The sequence below is a fragment of the Microbacterium phosphatis genome (assembly GCF_049177115.1).
Lineage (GTDB): Bacteria > Actinomycetota > Actinomycetes > Actinomycetales > Microbacteriaceae > Microbacterium > Microbacterium phosphatis.
In genome coordinates, this window is sequence record NZ_CP185370.1 from 740,911 (window position 1) to 760,416 (window position 19,506).

15 protein-coding genes and 1 riboswitch are annotated in these 19,506 nt (G+C 70.7%); of the genes, 10 read left to right on the forward strand and 5 right to left on the reverse strand.

What is annotated here, in order from left to right:
• Positions 1–18: 18 nt before the first annotated feature.
• The 4 genes from rplL (at position 19) to ACOKGD_RS03505 (ending at position 4,065) form a co-directional block, all read left to right on the forward strand.
• Positions 19–396 (forward strand): 50S ribosomal protein L7/L12, encoded by a 378-nt coding sequence (rplL, locus tag ACOKGD_RS03490; protein WP_342336757.1) that lies wholly within the window; start codon positions 19–21, stop codon positions 394–396.
• Positions 397–605: 209 nt separating this feature from the next.
• Positions 606–1,952, forward strand: coding sequence for an ABC transporter substrate-binding protein (locus tag ACOKGD_RS03495; protein WP_342336756.1), 1,347 nt, complete (start codon positions 606–608; stop codon positions 1,950–1,952).
• A 29-nt stretch (positions 1,953–1,981) separates the two neighbouring features.
• On the forward strand, positions 1,982–3,115 hold the full coding sequence (locus ACOKGD_RS03500; protein WP_342336755.1) for a carbohydrate ABC transporter permease: 1,134 nt from the start codon (positions 1,982–1,984) through the stop codon (positions 3,113–3,115).
• A complete protein-coding gene (locus tag ACOKGD_RS03505) occupies positions 3,115–4,065 on the forward strand; it encodes a carbohydrate ABC transporter permease (RefSeq protein WP_342336753.1) in 951 nt (316 codons plus the stop codon). Before ACOKGD_RS03500 ends, ACOKGD_RS03505 begins: the two co-directional genes overlap by 1 nt.
• 86 nt (positions 4,066–4,151) lie before the next feature.
• Here ACOKGD_RS03505 and ACOKGD_RS03510 read toward each other — a convergent pair whose 3' ends face one another.
• Together ACOKGD_RS03510 and ACOKGD_RS03515 are read right to left on the reverse strand one after the other, a co-directional pair.
• Positions 4,152–4,799 (reverse strand): DUF305 domain-containing protein, encoded by a 648-nt coding sequence (locus ACOKGD_RS03510; protein ID WP_342336752.1) that lies wholly within the window; start codon positions 4,797–4,799, stop codon positions 4,152–4,154.
• Between the two features lie 2 nt (positions 4,800–4,801).
• Positions 4,802–5,488: a DUF3105 domain-containing protein gene (locus ACOKGD_RS03515; RefSeq protein WP_342336751.1), complete on the reverse strand. Its 687-nt coding sequence runs from the start codon at positions 5,486–5,488 to the stop codon at positions 4,802–4,804.
• Between the two features lie 202 nt (positions 5,489–5,690).
• On the opposite strand from ACOKGD_RS03515, the gene ACOKGD_RS03520 reads away from it, so the two are divergent.
• From ACOKGD_RS03520 to ACOKGD_RS03530, 3 genes are read left to right on the forward strand one after another with little or no spacing between them, the layout of a single operon-like run.
• Positions 5,691–6,878 carry a multidrug effflux MFS transporter gene (locus tag ACOKGD_RS03520; protein ID WP_421355109.1) on the forward strand — a complete coding sequence of 396 codons (1,188 nt, stop codon included), beginning with the start codon at positions 5,691–5,693 and terminating at the stop codon, positions 6,876–6,878.
• Between the two features lie 27 nt (positions 6,879–6,905).
• A complete protein-coding gene (locus tag ACOKGD_RS03525; protein ID WP_342336749.1) occupies positions 6,906–7,568 on the forward strand; it encodes a phosphatase PAP2 family protein in 663 nt (220 codons plus the stop codon).
• Positions 7,569–7,578: 10 nt separating this feature from the next.
• The gene (locus ACOKGD_RS03530) at positions 7,579–9,441 is read left to right on the forward strand and encodes a helicase HerA-like domain-containing protein (RefSeq protein WP_342336748.1); all 1,863 of its coding nucleotides are present in this window, start codon (positions 7,579–7,581) and stop codon (positions 9,439–9,441) included.
• A 54-nt stretch (positions 9,442–9,495) separates the two neighbouring features.
• On the opposite strand, the gene ACOKGD_RS03535 is transcribed toward ACOKGD_RS03530, so the two are convergent.
• Positions 9,496–11,661, reverse strand: coding sequence for an RNA polymerase sigma factor (locus tag ACOKGD_RS03535; RefSeq protein ID WP_342336747.1), 2,166 nt, complete (start codon positions 11,659–11,661; stop codon positions 9,496–9,498).
• A gap of 541 nt (positions 11,662–12,202) precedes the next feature.
• Positions 12,203–13,417 carry a sigma-70 family RNA polymerase sigma factor gene (locus ACOKGD_RS03540; RefSeq protein ID WP_342336746.1) on the reverse strand — a complete coding sequence of 405 codons (1,215 nt, stop codon included), beginning with the start codon at positions 13,415–13,417 and terminating at the stop codon, positions 12,203–12,205.
• Positions 13,418–13,613: 196 nt separating this feature from the next.
• Positions 13,614–13,698: riboswitch (ZMP/ZTP riboswitch) on the forward strand.
• Between the two features lie 37 nt (positions 13,699–13,735).
• On the opposite strand from ACOKGD_RS03540, the gene glyA reads away from it, so the two are divergent.
• Together glyA and ACOKGD_RS03550 are read left to right on the forward strand one after the other, a co-directional pair.
• On the forward strand, positions 13,736–15,010 hold the full coding sequence (glyA, locus tag ACOKGD_RS03545; RefSeq protein WP_342336745.1) for a serine hydroxymethyltransferase: 1,275 nt from the start codon (positions 13,736–13,738) through the stop codon (positions 15,008–15,010).
• A complete protein-coding gene (locus ACOKGD_RS03550) occupies positions 15,007–15,888 on the forward strand; it encodes a bifunctional methylenetetrahydrofolate dehydrogenase/methenyltetrahydrofolate cyclohydrolase (RefSeq protein WP_342336744.1) in 882 nt (293 codons plus the stop codon). Before glyA ends, ACOKGD_RS03550 begins: the two co-directional genes overlap by 4 nt.
• Before the next feature lie 70 nt (positions 15,889–15,958).
• Here the strand turns inward: ACOKGD_RS03550 and ACOKGD_RS03555 are convergent, their stop codons facing one another.
• The gene (locus ACOKGD_RS03555; RefSeq protein WP_342336742.1) at positions 15,959–17,416 is read right to left on the reverse strand and encodes a helix-turn-helix domain-containing protein; all 1,458 of its coding nucleotides are present in this window, start codon (positions 17,414–17,416) and stop codon (positions 15,959–15,961) included.
• A gap of 82 nt (positions 17,417–17,498) precedes the next feature.
• On the opposite strand from ACOKGD_RS03555, the gene ACOKGD_RS03560 reads away from it, so the two are divergent.
• Positions 17,499–19,385, forward strand: a complete 1,887-nt coding sequence (locus ACOKGD_RS03560; RefSeq protein WP_342336741.1) for a phosphoenolpyruvate carboxykinase (GTP) — start codon at positions 17,499–17,501, stop codon at positions 19,383–19,385.
• The last annotated feature ends 121 nt before the right edge of the window (positions 19,386–19,506 follow it).

A 19,506-nucleotide genomic window follows, 5' to 3' on the forward strand; every position in this document is an offset into this window, starting at 1 on the left:
TTAACTAGGAGATACATCATGGCGAAGCTCACCACTGAGGAGCTGCTCGAGCAGTTCGCTGACCTGACCCTCATCGAGCTCAGCGAGTTCGTGAAGGCCTTCGAGGAGAAGTTCGAGGTCACCGCTGCTGCCCCCGTCGCCGTCGCCGGTGCCGGTGGCGCCGCCGCCGAAGAGGTCGAGGAGAAGGACTCGTTCGACGTCGTCCTCGAGGCCGCCGGTGACAAGAAGATCCAGGTCATCAAGGCCGTCCGCGAGCTCACCTCGCTCGGTCTCGGCGAGGCCAAGGCCGTCGTCGACGGCGCCCCCTCGGTCGTGCTCGAGGGTGCGAACAAGGAGGCCGCTGAGAAGGCCAAGGCCACCCTTGAGGAGGCCGGCGCTTCGGTGACCCTCAAGTAATTCCCTTCGCGGAATTCCTTGCGGCTCGGTTCACCGAGCAGGCTCGATCCGGCAACGGATCACACGAAGGCCCCGGGAGAGATCCCGGGGCCTTCGTCATGCGCTGGGTGAAGCGCAACCCCGTTGTGCAGACTCGGCCCCTGTGAATACGGTGAGGATACGGTTCCTCACATCGGCCTCCGGGCCGACACAGCAGATGGGAGCAGACGATGTCGACTGCACAGCGTAAGAAGATCCTTCTCTCGACCGGGGCATTGAGTGTCGCCGCGCTCGCCCTCGCCGGCTGCACCGCCGGTCCGGGCGCCACGGGCGGCGGCGGGGGCGGCGGAGACGGCGACGGGGGAGGCGGCGGCGACGCCACCGTCACCGTCTACGGCACGATCGTCAACGCCGAGCAGGAGCTCCTCGAAGAGTCGTGGGCGGACTGGGAGGAAGAGAACGGTATCGACATCCAGTACGAGGGATCGCAGGAGTTCGAGGCGCAGATCGCCGTGCGCGCGCAGGGAGGCAACCCGCCCGACCTCGCGATCTTCCCGCAGCCGGGTCTGCTGGCCGACATGGCCGGCCGCGGCTACCTGCTCGAGGCCCCCGAGGGTGTCGTCAAGAACCTCCGCGACAACTGGGCCGAGGACTGGGAGGGCTACGCCTCCGTCGGCGACAAGATCTACGGCGCGCCCCTGATGGCCAACGTGAAGGGCTGGGTCTGGTACCAGCCGTCCCTGTTCAAGGAGAACGGCTGGGAGGTCCCCACCAGCTGGCAGGGCCTTCTCGACCTCACCGCCGAGATGCAGTCGACCCTCGGCACCCAGCCCTGGTGCGCGGGCTTCGGCTCGGACGCGGCCACCGGATGGCCGGGCACCGACTGGATCGAGGACATCGTCCTGCGCCAGAGCGGGCCCGACGTCTACGACCAGTGGGTCGCGGGCGACGTGCCCTTCACCGACCCGCAGATCCAGTCGGCCTTCGACGAGGCGGCCAAGGTCCTGCTCAACCCCGACTACGTCAACGCGGGATTCGGTGACGTCGCCTCGATCGGCACCGTGCCGTTCGGCGATGTGGCCAACGCGCTCGTCTCGGGCGACTGCGCCCTGAGCCACCAGGCCTCCTTCCTCGACGGCTTCATCGTCGACGCGGGCGGCGAGGTCGGCCCCGACGCCGACGTCTGGGCGTTCATGCTTCCCCCCGTGGACGAGAACGCCGAGGGATCGGTCGTCACCGGTGGCGGCGAGATCGTCGGCGCTTTCAGCGACGACGAGGCCGTCGTGAAGGTGCAGGAGTACCTCTCCAGCCCCGAGTGGGCCAACTCCCGCGTCTCGCTGGGCGGTGTGATCAGCGCCAACAAGGGTCTCGACCCGGAGAACGCGCAGAGCCCCATCCTCCAGGAGGCCATCAAGGTGCTGCAGGACGAGGGCACCACGTTCCGCTTCGACGCCTCCGACCTGATGCCGTCGGCTGTCGGCACCGGCTCGTTCTTCCAGGGCATGCGCGACTGGGTGAACGGTTCGCCGACTCCCGAGGTTCTCGAGCAGATCCAGTCCGCCTGGCCCGCCGAGTGATCCGGCCCGAATAGGGACCGGACTCAGTCATGGCTGGTTTTCTGACCTGGCTGAGCACGCTGTCACCGTGGCTCGAGATCCCGATCATCATCGGGGTCTTCGTAGCCGCGGTGGCCGTGCTGCTCTTCTTCATCGAGGTCGCCCCTCGTGAGGGCCGCGTGTTCACCATCATCCGGCTGGCGGCATGCATTCTGCTGCCGCTCGGGGTGATGTGGCTCCTGCAGTCGTACACGTGGGCGATCATCGCCGCGGGTGTTCTCGGGGCGCTGTTCTTCTGGCTCGACCTCCGCTCGCGCGGGGGAGTGGGATCCCTGTTCCAGCTGTTCGGATTCGTCGCCCCGGCGCTGATCCTGCTGCTGATCGGACTGGTGTTCCCCGTGATCCAGACCTTCGGCGCGTCGATGCTCAACTCCCGCGGCACCACGTTCGTGGGGCTCGACAACTTCGTGTGGATCTTCACCCAGCCGCAGGGCATCCGGACGATCGTCAACACGATCGTGTGGGTGCTGATCGCGCCGATCGCCTCGACCGTCATCGGTCTTGTGTACGCGTACTTCATCGACAAGACGCGGGGTGAGAAGGTCTACAAGATCCTCGTGTTCCTGCCGATGGCGATCTCGTTCGTGGGCGCGTCGATCATCTGGCGCTTTATGTACACCGCTCGCCCGGCCGACGCCGAGCAGATCGGATTCGTCAACCAGCTGATCGTGTGGCTGGGCGGAAGCCCGGTGCCGTTCCTGCAGGTGGAGCCGTGGAACACGCTGTTCCTGATCATCGTGTTCGTCTGGATCTACACCGGCTTCGCGATGGTCGTGCTGTCCGCGGCCATCAAGGGCGTGCCCACCGAGCAGCTCGAGGCCGCCGAGCTCGACGGCGCGAACGCCTACGAGCGGTTCATGAACGTGGTGGTGCCGGGCATCCGGCCCTCGCTGATCGTGGTCCTCACGACCATCGCCATCGCGTCGATGAAGATCTTCGACATCGTCCGCACCATGACAGCCGGTGCGAACGACACGTCGGTGATCGCGAACGAGATGTACCAGCAGTTCCGCAGCTTCGAGGCCGGTCGCTCGGCCGCCTACGCGGTGGTGCTGTTCATCCTCGTGCTGCCGCTGGTCATCTACAACGCGCGACAGCTCAAGGCACAGAGGGAGGCGCACTGATGACCACAACGACTCCGCCGATCACGACACAGGGGCTCACGACGGGCAAGGCCTCCCGCAGGCCCGCGCTCGGCGATGCCAAGCGGCGCCTGACGTCGCCGTGGGCCACGATCGCGGCCATCATCATCGCCGCGATCTGGACGGTGCCGACCTTCGGCATCCTGGTCTCGTCGTTCCGCCCGCGGGTGGAGATCCAGACCACCGGCTGGTGGACGGCCCTTCAGAACTGGGGCTGGACGACCGAGAACTACACCGAGGCGCTGAACACGGCGACCGGCGGTCTGACGATGCTGCAGGCGTTCGTGAACTCGTTCGCGATCACCCTGCCGGCCGCGATCATCCCGCTGATCATCGCGACGCTCGCCGCGTACGGCTTCGCGTGGATCGACTTCCGCGGCAAGAACCTGCTCTTCGTGGGCGTGTTCGCGCTGCAGATCGTGCCGATCCAGATGGCGTTCATCCCGCTGCTGCAGCTGTTCTCGCGCGGCGAGCTGTTCGGTGTGCCCGTGATCCAGGCGTTCGGGTCGGCCGGCTACGCGCAGGTGTGGATCGCGCACACGATCTTCGGCCTTCCGCTGGCGATCTTCCTGCTGCACAACTTCATCGCGCAGATCCCCGGCGAGGTGATCGAGGCCGCGCGGGTCGACGGTGCGGGGCACGGGCAGATCTTCTTCCGGATCATCCTGCCGCTGAGCATGCCGGCGATCGCGTCGTTCGCGATCTTCCAGTTCCTCTGGGTATGGAACGACCTGCTGGTGGCGCTGATCTTCGCCGACGGCAACGTGGCCCCGATCACGAAGCTGCTGGCGCAGATGACCGGATCGCGCGGTGAGGACTGGCATCTGCTCACGGCCGGTGCCTTCATCGCGATCATCGTGCCGCTGCTCGTGTTCCTCTTCCTCCAGCGCTATTTCGTGCGAGGCCTGCTCGCGGGTTCCGCGAAGGGCTGAGCAGAGGGAGGGCATCGAGGGCCCCGGGAGCTGCGGCTCCCGGGGCCCTCTTGCATCGCGCGCGGGGCGGTGGCAGCGCTGACGACTCAGCCGCAGGAGAGGCGGTCGTGGATGGCCTCGAGGGCCTGCACCTCGCGGGCCTGCGACTCGCCCATCCCCTCCGCCGTGCGCAGCACCCGCGGGTCGCTGCCCAGGCGCTGGATCGCGTCGACCATCTGGATCGCGCCGGTGTGGTGGCGGATCATCAGGTCGGTGAAGAGGCACTCCTGCGCGACGCCGGTGGCGGCGCGCAGGTCGGCGAGCTCGGCGTCCGAGGCCATGCCCATCTCGGCGCGCAGCTCGTCCTCGCTCTGCTCCGCACCGGTGCCATGACCGCCGTGGCCCTCGTCCTCGGCCATCCACGCCATCAGCGGCTCGGATCCGAGCTGCGGCACGCCCCAGTCCTGGATCCACCCGAACATCTGGCCGGCCTGCTGAGACTGCGCGGTGGCGATGTCGTAGGAGATCAGTCGCAGATCCTCGTCATCGGTGGTGCGATACAGCACCAGGGCCATCTCGACGGCCTGCGCGTGATGCACCTGCATGTCGCGCGCGAAGCCGATGTCGGCCGCGTTCGGGCCGGGGTCGACGTCGCCGAAGGTCGAGAAACGACCGCCCGCGAAGGCGAGACCGGCGACCAGCACCGCACCCAGCGCGATCAGCGGCCAGCGGCGCCGGGGCGTCTCGGCGGTCACGGTCAGACCTTGCCGGGGCCTTCGATGCCCGTGCACGAGGCGCCGAGCTCGGGGGCGGTGCCGCCCTGCCAGTACTCCTCGATGAACTGCGCGATGCGCGGGTCGGAGACCTCGTCGACCTTGAGCTGGTGCTCCCAGGCGCTCACGGCGATCGGCGAGTCCAGACCCGGGTACGGCGAGACGATCGCGTACGTGCGCGGGGCCAGGTCACGGAGGGCGTCGAGGTCGGCACCCGTCACGAGCTCGGGGTCGTAGGTGATCCAGACCGCGCCGTGCTCGAGGGCGTGCACCGCGTACTCGTTCTGCTGCGGCTCGTCGTAGACGGCGCAGGTGAGCCACGCGTTGTTGTGCGGGCCTCCGGCGGGCGGATCCTGCTCGTACTCGACGGTGCCCTCGACGTGCTGCGCGCCCTCGAACTCGAACGTCTGCACGCCCTCGATCTCGGCGCCCTCGCTGCCCGGCTTGTAGGTCTTCGGGGCGGTGACCAGCGAGAAGACGATGAGCGCCGCGACGACGAGCACGGCGACGGCGCCGAGAACCCACCACAGCAGCTTCGTGCGCTTGCGCTTCGAGAGCTGGCGCTGGTACTCGACGAGCTTCTCCTGACGCTTCGCCTCGCGCTGCTGCTTCACGGTCTGCTCGGCCTCGGCGCGACGCGCGGGATTGCCGGAACGATTCTCGGGGGACACACCAAGATCCTATTCGGCAGCATGCAGATGGCTCCTCGATTTCCCCCCGGATCGGCCTGGGAGATCCCTATGCCGATTAGGATCGAGGGTGCCCGATTTCCCCCACACGTCCACCGGCGCGATCCGGACCCTCGGATCCAACCCGCAGACCGCACCGATCGTCCTGCACCCGGGGGATGCGATCTCCACGGCCCGCCGCACGATGTACGTGCTGCTGCTCGGGGCGCTGACGGCCCTCGGTCCGTTCACGGTCGACCTGTATCTGCCCGCCTTCCCGTTGATCCAGCAGCACTTCGCGACCAACGAGGCCGCGATCCAGCTCACGCTCACCGGCACGATGATCGGCTTCGCATTCGGCCAGCTGCTCGTCGGGCCGCTCAGCGACACCGTCGGCCGGCGGTGGCCGCTGATCATCGCGACGGCCCTGCACGTGATGGCGAGCGTCGTGGCGGCCGCGGCCCCCAACCTCGCCGTGCTGGGAGGCGCCAGGGTCGCGATGGGCTTCGGAGCCGCCGCCGGCGCCGTGGCGGCCATGGCGATCGTGCGCGACCTCTTCGGCGGCAAGCGCCTCGTGGTGATGCTGTCGCGGCTCGCGCTCGTCTCCGGCACCGCCCCCGTCGTCGCGCCCCTGATCGGATCCGCGCTGCTCGCCGTTGTGCCGTGGGAGGGCATCTTCTGGGTGCTCGCCGCATACGGGGCGGTGATGCTGGTCGCCGGCCTGTTCGGGATCCCCGAGACGCTGCCGCGCGAACGCCGCCAGGAGAAGGGCTCGAGCACGGTCTGGCAGCGCTACCAGTCGGTGCTCTCGGATCGCGTCTACGTCGGCGTCCTGGTGGTGGGCGGGATGACCTTCGCCGGCCTGTTCTCGTACCTCTCGGCCTCGTCGTTCCTCTTCCAGGAGAGCTACGGCTTCGACGCCGCGCAGTACGGGCTGCTCTTCGCCGCGAACTCGATCGGCCTGGTCATCGGCAACCAGATCGCCGCGCGGCTGGCCGCGCGCTTCGGTCCGCAGTGGGTGCTGGCGATCTCGACGGTCGTGCTGCTGGTCGCTGCGTCGCTCATCGTGGTGCTCGATCAGCTGGGCCTCGGCATGTGGGGCACCGCGATCCCGCTGTGGTTCTTCATGACGGCGTGCGGGTTCACCTTCCCCTGCGCCCAGGTGCTCGCCCTCGATCGCCACGGCAAGGCGGCCGGGACCGCCGCATCGCTGCTGGGCGCCTGCAACTTCGGCATCGCCGGCCTCATCTCGCCGATCGTCGGCGCCGTCGCGGGCCCCGCCGGCATCACCGGCACGTCGATGGCGGTCGTGATGATCGGCACCTCGCTCGTCGCCGTCGTGGTGCTGTGGACCGTGGTGCGCCCCCGCACCGTGGGTATGCTCAACCCCTGATGACCGACCACTGAGGAGCGGATCCGGATGGCCCAGAGTCGTGATCGCACGAGCCGCACACGGCTGTGGTGGGGGCTCGGGCTTCTCGCCGCGGGCATCGCCGTGGGGGCGGTCGTCCTCCTCCCGGGGGCCGACCCCACCTCCCTCGACCTGTGGTGGGACGGCATCCTGTCGGCGACGCCGGACGGGCCGGCGCTGGCCGTGTCGCTGTTCATGGACATGGTCGGCGGCGGACGATTCGCGACGCTGTGGGTTCCGCTGATCCTGATCGGCGTGCTGCTCGCGATGCGACGGCCCTGGGGCGCCGGGTACCTGGTGGTCGCCCTCCTCGCGAGCGCGGGCGTTGTGCAGATCCTCAAGCACCTGCTCGGGCGCGCGCGCCCCGAGGACATCCTCGTGACGAGCGACGTCGGATCCTTCCCCTCCGGGCACGTGGCAAACGCCGCCACTCTCACGATCGCGCTGTGGCTCATCTTCCCGCGCAGGTGGGTGGGTGTGATCGCCGCCGGCTGGATCGTGCTGATGGCCTTCGCGCGCACCTACGTCTCGGCGCACTGGCTGACCGACACGGCCGGCGGAGCGCTGATCGGCTCGGGCATGGCGCTGCTCATCGGCGTGGTGTTCGCCCGCGGCCTCGCCGCGGAGGAACGAGCGCGACGCGTCCCGGGGCGGGCACGCGCGCGTCGCTAGGCTGACTGCCATGAGCGCCGAGAAGGATCCCGCTGTCGTGGCCGCCGAGGCCGAGCTCGCCCGGCTGCAGGCCGAGGCGGAGGCCGCCTCCGCGGCCCTGCGGGCCGCGGAGGCCAAGGCGCGGCTGGCGGCCGCGCGGGCCGACGCCGCGCAGGACGCCGCAGGCGACGACGCACCGTCGGAGGCCCCGGCCGAACCCGGGGCGGACGCCGAGCCCGGCGCCCCCGCGGCCGAGCCGTCCGGGGCCACACCCGAAGCCGGCCCCCTCGACGCCGCGGAGGTGCAGGCCGTGGTCGAGGGCTACGCCTTCGACGCCGCCACGCTCGACATCGGAGCCCTCGTCAACGGCGACCCCGTGGCCGACGCGCAGATCCGGATCCCGCTCGGCATGCTGAACCGCCACGGCCTGGTCGCCGGCGCCACCGGCACGGGCAAGACCCGCACGCTCCAGGGCCTCGCCGAGCAGCTGGCCTCCCAGGGTGTGCCCGTCTTCGCCGCCGACATCAAGGGAGACCTGTCGGGCATGGCGACCCCCGGGGAGCCGAGCGAGAAGCTGCTCGCGCGCACCGCCGGCATCGGGCAGGACTGGAAGCCGCAGGCCTCGGCCGTCGAGTACTTCGCGCTCGGCGGCATCGGGAAGGGCGTGCCGGTGCGCGCCACGGTCACGGGGTTCGGCCCGCTGCTGCTGTCGAAGGTTCTCGGCCTCAACGACACCCAGGAGTCCAGCCTCGGTCTGGTCTTCCACTACGCCGACCAGAACGGCCTGCCCCTGGTCGACCTCGAGGATCTGCGGTCCGTCCTGCAGTACCTCACCAGCGAGGACGGCAAGCCGGAACTCAGGGATCTGGGCGGCCTGTCCAGCGCCACCGCGGGAGTGATCCTGCGCGAGCTGATCACCTTCGCCGACGGCGGCGCCGACGTGTTCTTCGGCGAACCCGAGTTCGACGTCGCCGATTTCCTGCGCCTCGCCGACGACGGCCGCGGCGTGATCTCTCTGCTCGAGATGCCCGGGGTGGCCAACCAGCCGCAGCTCTTCTCGACCTTCCTGATGTACCTGCTCGCCGAGCTCTTCGAGGTGCTGCCCGAGGTCGGCGATCCCGAGAAGCCCAAGCTGGTGTTCTTCTTCGACGAGGCGCACCTGCTCTTCGACAACGCCTCGAAGGACTTCCTGCAGGCGATCACCCAGACCGTGCGGCTGATCCGCTCGAAGGGGGTCGGCGTCTTCTTCGTCACGCAGACGCCGAAGGATGTCCACGAGGACGTGCTCGCGCAGCTCGGCTCGCGCATCCAGCATGCGCTGCGTGCGTTTACCCCGGACGACGCCAAGGCCCTGCGTGCGACCGTCGGCACCTACCCGAGGTCGGGCTACGACCTCGAGCGCGTGCTGCAGGAGCTCGGCACCGGCGAGGCGATCGTCACGGTGATGAGCGAGAAGGGCGCCCCGACCCCGGTCGCGTGGACCCGCGTGCGCGCGCCGCAGGGTCTGATGGAGCCGGCGCCGGAGGGGGAGATCGAGGCCGCCGTCGCGGCGTCGCCGCTGCTGCCGAAGTACGGCGAGCGGGTCGACCGCGAATCGGCCTATGAGATCCTCACGGCCAAGATGAACGCCGCCGAGGCAGCGGAGCGCCAGGCAGAGACCGCCGCGGAGCTGGCGCGCCAGAAGGCAGAGATCGAGCGAGCGAGCGCATCCGCCGAGAAGAAGGCCCAGCGGGAGTACGACCGGATCCTCAAGCAGACCTCGGGCACGGGACGTACCCGCACCTCGTCGCGCTCGGACGTGCTGACGCTCGACAAGGTCCTGGGCTCGCGCACGACTCAGACCCTGATCAACGGCGTCATCCGCGGCCTGTTCGGCAACGGCCGGCGGCGCTGACGCGGTTCCCGGCGGGGCCGCCGATCCCCGAGGGGTCGGCGGCGTCTCACCGGGTTAGTAGCGCTCGAGGAGGTCGCGGACCTCGCCCGAATCCACGACGTCTCCCGTGTAGAGGATCTGGTACGAGTCGCGACGGTCGAAGCACGGATCGAACGGCACCACGAGCCCGCCGTCACCAGGCACGAGAAGCACGGGCCAGCCGTCGATCACGAGGTAGTGGGCGTCGGGGATCCCAGTCAGCGTGCCGAGCCGCACCATCTGGCCGGGCGGGCCCTCGCACTCGTCCGGCGCGGGTGCGTCGGTCGTCGGGGTCGGGCTGGGCGTCACGGACGGGGTCGGAGTCGGCGACGCGGTCGGAGTCTCCGAGGGGTCGGGAGTCGACGTCGGGGTGTCGGTGGGTTCCGGTGTCGGCCGTGGGCTGTCGGTGGGCTCCGGGGTGGGCGTGCCGCTGGGCGACGGGGTCGGCGTCAGCGACGGCGCGGGGGTGTCCTCGGGAGCGGGGACGTCGGACGGCGGGGCGGGCGCCGGGGGGACGGGCGCCGGCGGCGCGGCCGGGGGGTCGGTGCGCGGCAGGAGCAAGGCGCGCACGTCGGGCCAGTCGCTCAGAGCGTGCGCGGCGAGACCCTCGTCGGTGCCGATGTACGACAGCTGCAGGGTGACGTCGGCGACGGCCTGCGCGGTGGTGAGGTCGAATTCGAGGGTGCCGACGCCGGTTGTATCGAGCGTCGTCTCGTCGAGTGCGCTCAGCGACGCCATCTGAACGGCGAGGGGGACGCCCACCGAGAAGCCGCCGTCGCCGGAGGCCTCGTCGGAGAGCGCGTAGACCTCGACGTCGCGCTCCGGCTCACCGGAGACGCCGAGCACCACCGAGCCGTCGGGAGCCACGGACGCGGACGTCACGGTCAGTCCGGTCAGGCGAGGGTCGTCCGGGGTCACGGGCGGCGCGACGATGGGCGCCGGGGGCGTGAGCAGGGGCGCCGGCGTGGGAGCCGGCGTCGCCGACGTCGACCGCGACGTCGGGGGAGCAGTGGTGGGCCCAGGGGCGGGCGTGGGAGCGTCGGTCGCCTCGTCGGTCGGCTGCGTGCTGTCGACGAGCTCCTGCGAGGCCTCCACGTCGGCATCCGGGGCTCCGGCCTCCGTGCCGCCGAACTGCGGCCACCCGCCGGGCCCGCCACCCGGGAAGAGCCCCAGGGATCCCGCGACGGCCGCGCCCGCGACGGCGACCGCCAGGGCGCCAGCAGCGATGAGGCCGCCGACCGTGAAGGAGGACGCACCGCTCGCGCCCGCGCCGGCCGAGCCCGTCCCGCCCGTTCCACCGCCGTGGGCAGCGCCTGCGGCGACAGCCGCCCCGCCCGCGGCGACCACGGCGCCCTCGACCACGCCGCTCGGCATGGCGGCGAGGGCGATCGCGGCGGCGTCGTCGCGCTGCAGCGAGGCGAGGTACGCGGCCGTCGCGGAGACGCCGATGATGATGGGCAGCAGCACGAGCGCGAGCCGGCTGCCGACCTCGCGCGCCTCGGCGGCGATGATCGTGCAGCGGGTGCATTCCGCCAGATGCCCGTTGAGGCGCTGCGTCCCGCGCACGCCGAGGTTGCCGCGGGTGTGCGCGCCGAGATGATCGATCACCCAGGCGCACTCGGAGCCGTCCTCGGCCGCGTTCAGGTGCGCCTGGATCCAGGCCTCGCGCAGGCCCTCCCGCGCGCGGAAGGCGAGCTGCGCGACGGCCGCGGGCTTCATCCCGAGCAGGGGCGCGACCTCGGCGGGCTTGAGCTGCTCGATCTCGGTGTACCAGAGCACCTCCTGCCAGCGGGTCGGCAGGCTTCGGAAGGCGGCGGTGGTCAGGCTGCGATCCAGCGCGGCGAGGGTCGCCTCATCGGTGCTGGTCGGATCCGCGATCGCGTCGAGCTCGTCGATCGCCGACTCCCGCGAGGCCCGGCCCCAGGATGCGGCGGTGTTGCGGATCGAGGTGAACAGGTACGCGCGGAACGAGCCGGTGGGTCCGCCCCCGCGCTGGATCGCCTGGAAGATGCGGGTGTACGCCTCCTGCACCAGATCGTCGGGATCGATCGAGCTCGACACCGAGCGCGCCACGACCACGCCGGACCGATAGTGGCGGGTCCAGAGCTCGCCGAAGGCGGCGGCATCGCCCGAGCGCGAACGCAGTACGAGATCGACGTCAGGCGTCGCCTCGGCGGCGTCGGGGAGATCGGGGCTCGTCATCTGGTGTCAGCACTCTGCTTCGGAAGTCGAAGGGCGACGGATCCGGCTGACGATCCGCCTCGGGTGCTCCGTCGCTCGATTCGGGTGAGGCGGCCGGAGTGCACTCCATTGTCACCCCGCCTGGGGCCAGAATGCCACCGGATGGCCCGGTCTTTCGGGGTTCTGTGTGCTGGGGGCGGCCAACCTGAGGATCGGCGAAAAAGTTCCGGGGAGCCGCGTAACAGATCGCCCGGATCGGCGTCTCTCCGTCGAGAGAAGAACTGTCCGGCTCGTGGGACTCGGGGGAGGGCCACGACCGGGGAGGCACTGGAGGTCACCCGTCTCCAGGCCGACCGGGCTCGGGCGGTGCAGGGGCTTCCCGAGCCTCGCACCGCCCGAGGTCGTCGTCCGTCCGCGGGCCGCATCGATGACATGCGCCGTGATGATCCGCGTCAGTCGAGCAGGCCGCCGACGGTCAACGAGACGCCGCCGTCTTCGCCCCCGACGGTGACGCCCAGGTCGAGCCCCGCGGCCGCGAGGCCGGCGTCGACCCTCTCCCGGGTCACGGTGACGTCCGTTCCGCCCGCGCCACCGCGGTGAGCGCGGAGGGGAGGGCCGCGGGATCGGCGACGGCCGTCGCGTCCGCCGGGGTGGTGTCGGCATCCGGGAGGTCGAGGTCCTCCGGCGTCGCGGGCAGCGACGCGGACACCGAGGCGCTCGCCGGGTCGCCCGGAACGAACGAGGGCACGACGGTCGAGGCGACGATGGCCCCGGCGACTCCCACGGTGGTCATCCCCGCGCCCACGAACCCGCCCACCGACAGCGTGCCGCCCGCGGCCCCGGCGGTGGCGGCGCCGGTCGTCCCCGATCCGGCGAGCCACGCGGGCGTCCCGAGATCGATCCCGCCGCCCGCGAGCACGGTGCCCTCGACGAGCTCGGCCGGCGTCGCGGCCAGCGCGATGGCGGCCTGGCCGCGGCCGACCTCCAGCAGGTACGACGCCGTGGCCGTGACGCCGATGAACAGGGGCAGCAGGGCGAACGCCAGACGACTGCCGACCTCGTCGGCCTCGGCGGCGAGCAGGGTGCACCGGGTGCAGGCGCCCAGGTGCGCGTCGAAGCGCGCCTGGTGGCGCGACGCCAGGTTGCCGCGCGTGTGGGCGCCGAGGTGCGAGGCCGCCCATCGGCAGTCGGAGCCGGTCCCGAGCGAGGCGATGTGCGCCTGGATCCACGCCTCGCGCAGGCCCTCGCGGGCGCGGAAGGCGAGCTGCTTGACCGCGTTGGGCTTCATCGCCAGCAGGGGAGCCGCCTCGGCGGGGCCGAGGCCCTCGACCGAGGTGTACCAGAGCACCTCCTGCCAGCGCGTGGGAAGGCTGCGGAACGCGCGGTGGGTGAGTGTGCGGTCGTCCTCCTCCAGACGCGCGGCGTCGGTGGAGTCGGGGTCGACCAGGGCATCCAGCTCGTCGGTCGCCACCTCGCGCCGGCTTCTGCCCCAGGAGGCCGCCGTGTTGCGGATCGCGGTGAACAGGTACGCGCGGAAGGCGCCCGTGGGGCCCCCGCCGCGGCGGACGACCTGGAAGATCCGGGTGAACGCCTCCTGCACGAGGTCGTCCGCGTCGATGGTCGGGGTGATCGACCGGGCGACGGCGATGCCGGCCGAGTAGTGGCGCTCCCACAGGATGGCGAACGCCTCGGCGTCACCGGATCGCGAACGCAGCACGAGGTCGGCGTCGCTCAGGGGCTCGTCGGCCGGGGGGTCTTCGGCGAAAGGTCGGTGCACGGTGTCTCGCTTCGGGGGCAGCGAACGGGCGCCGGCGAAGATGCCGTGTCCCGGATCCCGGAGGGTGGCCCGGGATATCGACATTGTGTCAACCGGGCGGCTCTCGCGCACTCCTGCCCGGGCAGCGGATCGGGGCGGGCACCGCTGGATGGGAGGGCGGGCGGAGGAGGCGGTGGGAAGGGCGGAACGGCTAGACTCAGGGCGTCGCGACTGGCGTTGAGGTGGATTACCACCGGGAAGCGACCCAAGACGGCATTCGACCGCGCGCCTGGGCCGATGCGAGATCCTTTTCATCCCGTTCGTCGTCTGGAGATCGTTATGACCGATCCGCTGTTCAACGCCCCCCTTTCCGAGGTCGACCCCGAGATCGCGCAGGTTCTGCAGCGCGAGCTGGACCGCCAGCGCGGCTTCCTCGAGATGATCGCCTCCGAGAACTTCGTCCCGGTGTCGGTGCTCGAGTCGCAGGGCTCCGTGCTCACCAACAAGTACGCCGAGGGCTACCCCGGTCGCCGCTACTACGGCGGCTGCGAGGAGGTCGACGTCGCCGAGGAGCTCGCCATCGCTCGCGCCAAGGCCCTCTTCGGCTCGGAGTTCGCCAACGTCCAGCCCCACTCGGGCGCCTCGGCCAACGCCGCCGTGCTGCACGCCATCGCCCGCCCCGGCGACACGCTGCTCGGGCTCTCGCTCGACCACGGCGGCCACCTGACGCACGGCATGAAGATCAACTTCTCGGGCCGCCTCTACAACATCGTCGCGTACGGCGTGAACCCCGAGACCTCGCTGGTCGACATGGACGAGGTGCGTCGCCTCGCGCTCGAGCACAAGCCGAAGGTCATCATCGCGGGCTGGTCGGCGTACCCCCGCCAGCTCGACTTCGCCCAGTTCCGCGCGATCGCCGACGAGGTCGGCGCGCTGCTGTGGGTCGACATGGCCCACTTCGCCGGCCTGGTCGCCGCGGGTCTTCACCCGAACCCGGTGCCGCACGCCCACGTCGTCTCGTCGACCGTGCACAAGACCATCGGCGGCCCCCGCTCGGGCTTCATCCTGTCGAACGACCCCGAGATCGCGAAGAAGATCAACTCGGCGGTGTTCCCGGGCCAGCAGGGCGGCCCGCTGATGCACGTGATCGCCGCCAAGGCCACGGCCTTCAAGCTCGCCGCGACCGACGCGTTCAAGGACCGCCAGGCCCGCACGCTGCGCGGTGCCTCGATCCTCGCCGACCGCCTCGCGCAGCAGGATGTCCAGGACGCGGGCATCAAGGTCCGCTCCGGCGGCACCGACGTGCACCTGGTGCTCGTCGACCTGCGCGACGCCGCGATCGACGGCAAGCAGGCCGAGGACCTCCTGCACGAGATCCACATCACGGTCAACCGCAACGCGGTCCCGAACGACCCGCGCCCGCCGATGGTCACCTCGGGCCTGCGCATCGGCACGCCGGCCCTCGCCACCCGAGGCTTCGGCGACGACGAGTTCACCGAGGTCGCCGACGTCATCGCCCAGGCGCTCATCGGCGGCGCCGACGTCGAGGCGCTGCGCGCCCGTGTCGCGGTGCTGGCCGACCGCTTCCCGCTGTACCCGGGGCTCGGCGAATGACCGCCGTCACGCTCGACGGCCGCGCGGCCTCGGCGGCCATCCGCGAGGAGCTGACCGAGCGCGTCGCCGCGCTCAAGGCCCGGGGCGTCACCCCGGGCATCGCGACCGTGCTCGTGGGCGCCGACCCGGCGTCGCAGCTCTACGTGGGCATGAAGCACAAGCAGAGCGAGGCGATCGGGATGAACTCGATTCAGCGCGAGCTGCCGGCCGACGCCACGCAGGAGCAGGTCGAGGCGCTGATCGACGAGCTCAACGCCGACCCGGCCTGCCACGGCTTCATCGTGCAGCTGCCGCTGCCGAAGCACATCGACACCGACCGGATCCTCGAGCGCATCGATCCGGCCAAGGACGCCGACGGCCTGCACCCGACGAACCTCGGGCGCCTGGTGCTGAACGTCAACCAGCCGATCGAGACCCCGCTGCCCTGCACGCCGCGCGGAGTGATCGAGCTGCTCACCCGCAACGGCTACGACCTCAACGGCAAGCACGTCGTCGTCGTCGGCCGTGGCGTCACGATCGGGCGCCCGATCGGCCTGCTGCTCACGCGCCGCGACGTCAACGCGACCGTGACGCTGCTGCACACGGGCACCCCCGACATGTCGCCGTACCTGCGGCAGGCCGACGTCATCGTCGCCGGCGCGGGCGTGAAGCACCTCGTGGGGCCCGAGGACGTCAAGCCCGGCGCCGCCGTGCTCGACGTGGGAGTCACCCGCGAGGACGACCCCGAGACCGGCAAGCAGAAGGTCTACGGCGATGTCCACCCGGACGTGGCCGAGGTCGCCGGCTTCCTCTCGCCGAACCCCGGCGGCGTGGGCCCGATGACGGTCGCGCTGCTGATGACGAACGTCGTCGAGGCCGCGGAGCGCAGCGTCGCCTGATCCGCGCCCGCTCGTCAGAACGCCCCGATCCGGACATGGATCGGGGCGTTCTGCATTCGCGCGTGGGGCGTCAGGCGTCCTGGTGACGATCGAGGAACTCGTACACGGTCGTCTCGTCGACCCCCGGGAAGGCGCCGCGGGGGAGCGGGGCGAACATGTGCGTGTGCACGCGGGCACTCGGCCAGGCGCGGCCCTTCCACCGCGCCGACTGCTCGGCGGGTGCGCGGCGGCAGCAGTTCTCGTCCGGGCACGTCGAGGTGGCGCGGTTGTGCGTCTCGCGGCCGCGCCACCACTTCGCGTCGTCGAACCGCACGCCCACCGTGATCGAGAAGCCACCCCGCTCGCTCGCGCCCGACTGCGTGGAGCACCAGAACGTCCCCGCGGGGGTGTCCGTGTACTGGTAGTGCTCGGTCGTGCGGTTCTGCTGGTCGAAGGCGCTGCGCGCCGAGTACTCGCGGCAGACGATCTGCCCCTCGACGGATCCGGTGACGTCCTCCGGCAGCGGGAGGCCGTCGTTCTCGTACACGCGCTCGATCTGACCGGCCTCGCCCACGCGCAGGAAGTGCAACGGCATCTCGAGGTGCTGCGTCATCAGGTTCGTCATGCGCATCGCGGCGGCCTCGTGGGTCACGCCGAAGGCGTCCCGGAAGTCCTCGACCGCGAGGTTGCGATCCTTCTTGGCCTGCTGCAGGAACCGCACCGACTGCGTCTCCGGCATCAGGCAGCACGCGGCGTAGTAGTTGATCTCGAGGCGCTGCTGCAGGAAGTCGGCATAGGAGGTCGGCGGCTTGTGCCCGAGCAGCCGGTGCGCCATCGCCTGCAGCGCCATCGAGCGCAGGCCGTGTCCGCCCGGGATCGAGGCCGGCGGCAGGTAGATGCGGCCGTTCTCGAGGTCGGTGATCGAGCGCGTCGCGGAGGGCAGGTCGTTCGCGTAGATCAGGGTGAAGCCGAGCTGCTCGGCCATGATGCTGACGGTGCGGTGCGTCAGGGCGCCCTGCGAGTGGCCCGCGGCCCGCAGCTGCTTCTCGGCCAGCTGCTCGAGGTCAGGGAGGTGGTTGTCGAGGCCGCGCATGCGCAGGCGCAGCTCGGTGTTGGCGCGGCGGGCCTCCTCGGGAGTGGCGATCGCCTCGCTCTCGCGGCGCTGCAGCTCGCGGTGCAGGCCCAGGACGGCCTCGATCGTCTCGTCCGGCAGCGTCTTCGACACGCGCACGGGGGCGATCCCGAGGCTGCGGAACAGGGAGCTCGACTGGGCGCGCTCGAGCTCGATCTCGAGGGCCGCGCGGCGGTTCGGCGGCTCGCCGGAGATGAGATCGGTGACGGCGGTGTTCGTGGCCGCGGCGATCGCCTGCAGCAGCGACAGCTTCGGCTCGCGCTTGCCGTTCTCGATCAGGCTGAGCTGGCTGCCCGCGACGCCGACCTCGGCCCCGAGCTCGTCGAGGGTGAAGCCCTGCTGCAGCCGGTAGTGGCGGATCCGGTGTCCGAGCGTCTTCAGCTCGATGCCGGTCTTCTGATCGTCCCGCGGGGTCATTCCTTGATGATATCGAAAGAACACAGATTCTTACGTGTAGCGATCGCGGAAAGGCGCGCCGGATCCGGGCGAATCTTGATGCATGGCCCTCATCGAAAGCAACACAGCCCGCATCGTCGCGCCGCTGTCTGCCTACGGCGCACAGCCCGCGCTCGCAGGCCCCGGCATGACGGCCCTTGTCGCCTGGGTCGACCAGATCGCCGCGCTGACGCGGCCGGATCGCATCCACTGGATCGACGGATCCCCGGACGAGAACGACGCTCTTCTTCGCCAGATGGTCGAGGACGGGACGCTCATCCGGCTGGACGAGCACAAGCGCCCGAACTCGTACCTCGCGCGCTCGGACGAGGGCGACGTCGCCCGCCTCGAGTCGCGCACCTTCATCTGCTCGGAGCGCGAGGAGGACGCCGGCCCCACCAACAACTGGGCCGATCCGTCCGAGATGCGAGCGACGCTGCACGGGCTCTTCGAGGGCTCGATGCGCGGGCGCACGATGTACGTCGTGCCGTTCTCGATGGGCAAGATCGGCGGCCCGATCTCGCAGCTGGGCGTGCAGATCACCGACAGCCCCTACGCGGTCGCCTCGATCGAGGTCATGACGCGCGTGGGCGTCGAGGTGACGAAGCGGATCGCCGGCGGCGAGGCGTGGGTGCGCACCGTCCACTCGGTGGGGGCCCCGCTCGAGCCCGGCGCCGAGGACGTCGCGTGGCCGAGCAACCCGGAGAAGTACATCGTGCACTTCCCGGACAGCCTCGAGGTCTACTCGTTCGGATCCGGCTACGGCGGCAACGCGATCCTCGCCAAGAAGTGCTACGCCCTGCGCATCGCGTCGGTGCTCGGGCGCGACAACGGGTGGATGGCCGAGCACATGCTCCTCATCCGCCTCATCGACCCGCAGGGCAGGGCCTACCACGTGGCCGCCGCGTTCCCCTCGGCGTGCGGCAAGACGAACCTCGCCATGCTGCGACCGACGATCCCCGGCTGGACGGTGGAGACCCTCGGCGACGACATCACCTGGATCCGGCCGGGCGAGGACGGCCGCCTCTACGCGATCAACCCGGAGGGCGGATTCTTCGGCGTCGCCCCCGGGACGGGCGCGGCGACGAACGTGACGGCCGTCGAGACGCTGTGGGGCAACGTGCTGTTCACGAACGTCGCGCTCACCGACGACGGCGACGTGTGGTGGGAGGGGCTCACCGATGAGGCGCCGGATCACCTCATCGACTGGCGGGGCGAGGACTGGGCCCCGGATGCAGGCCGCCCCGCGGCGCACCCGAACTCCCGCTTCACGGTCGCGGCCGTCCAGGCGCCTTCGATCGCGGAGGACTGGGAGGAGGCCGTGCCGCTGGATGTGATCCTGTTCGGCGGTCGCCGTGCCACCAACGTGCCCCTGGTGGTCGAGGCGCTCGACTGGGAGCACGGGGTGTTCCTGGGGTCGACGATCTCGTCCGAGCGCACGGCCGCGGCGGAGGGGCGGGTCGGCGAGCTGCGGCGCGATCCGTTCGCGATGATGCCGTTCTGCGGATACAACATGGGCGACTACTTCGCGCACTGGCTCGAGATGGGCCGGATCGTCGCCGAGCCGCCGAGGGTGTTCCAGGTCAACTGGTTCCGGCGCGGAGCCGACGGGCGCTTCCTCTGGCCCGGCTTCGGCGACAACGCCCGCGTGCTCGACTGGATCATCCGTCGTCTCCAGGGCGAGGCCCAGGCGGTCGAGACGCCGATCGGGCATGTCCCGGCTGTCGGGTCACTCGACCTCGAGGGCGCGGATGTGTCGCAGAATGATCTCGACGAGCTGTTCGCGATCGACGTCGACGCGTGGCTCGAGGAGGTCGGGCTCATCGACGAGTTCTATGACCTCTTCGGCGACCGCATGCCGGCGGAGCTCCGCGGCCAGCTGAGCGCACTTCGTTCACGGCTGATCCGCGCACGACTGGATCCGTCGCGTCCCCAGACTGCGAAGGACTGAACCGCACACAGTCCTTCGCCCGCGAACGACGGAACCGGCGCCGCACACGCCCCGCTCCGTTCGCGACAGGAAACGGCCCGCCCCTCTCTTCCGATCCGGGGGCGGGCCGTTCTTCCCTCCC

Coding starts and splice junctions, on each gene's coding strand:
- rplL (WP_342336757.1), top strand. CDS start 19: ATGGCGAAGCTCACCACTGAGGAGCTGCTCGAGCAGTTCGCTGACCTG.
- ACOKGD_RS03535 (WP_342336747.1), bottom strand. CDS start 11,661: ATGACGAGCCCCGATCTCCCCGACGCCGCCGAGGCGACGCCTGACGTC.
- ACOKGD_RS03560 (WP_342336741.1), top strand. CDS start 17,499: ATGGCCCTCATCGAAAGCAACACAGCCCGCATCGTCGCGCCGCTGTCT.
- ACOKGD_RS03550 (WP_342336744.1), top strand. CDS start 15,007: ATGACCGCCGTCACGCTCGACGGCCGCGCGGCCTCGGCGGCCATCCGC.
- ACOKGD_RS03505 (WP_342336753.1), top strand. CDS start 3,115: ATGACCACAACGACTCCGCCGATCACGACACAGGGGCTCACGACGGGC.
- ACOKGD_RS03555 (WP_342336742.1), bottom strand. CDS start 17,416: ATGACCCCGCGGGACGATCAGAAGACCGGCATCGAGCTGAAGACGCTC.
- ACOKGD_RS03525 (WP_342336749.1), top strand. CDS start 6,906: ATGGCCCAGAGTCGTGATCGCACGAGCCGCACACGGCTGTGGTGGGGG.
- glyA (WP_342336745.1), top strand. CDS start 13,736: ATGACCGATCCGCTGTTCAACGCCCCCCTTTCCGAGGTCGACCCCGAG.
- ACOKGD_RS03520 (WP_421355109.1), top strand. CDS start 5,691: ATGTACGTGCTGCTGCTCGGGGCGCTGACGGCCCTCGGTCCGTTCACG.
- ACOKGD_RS03500 (WP_342336755.1), top strand. CDS start 1,982: ATGGCTGGTTTTCTGACCTGGCTGAGCACGCTGTCACCGTGGCTCGAG.
- ACOKGD_RS03495 (WP_342336756.1), top strand. CDS start 606: ATGTCGACTGCACAGCGTAAGAAGATCCTTCTCTCGACCGGGGCATTG.
- ACOKGD_RS03530 (WP_342336748.1), top strand. CDS start 7,579: ATGAGCGCCGAGAAGGATCCCGCTGTCGTGGCCGCCGAGGCCGAGCTC.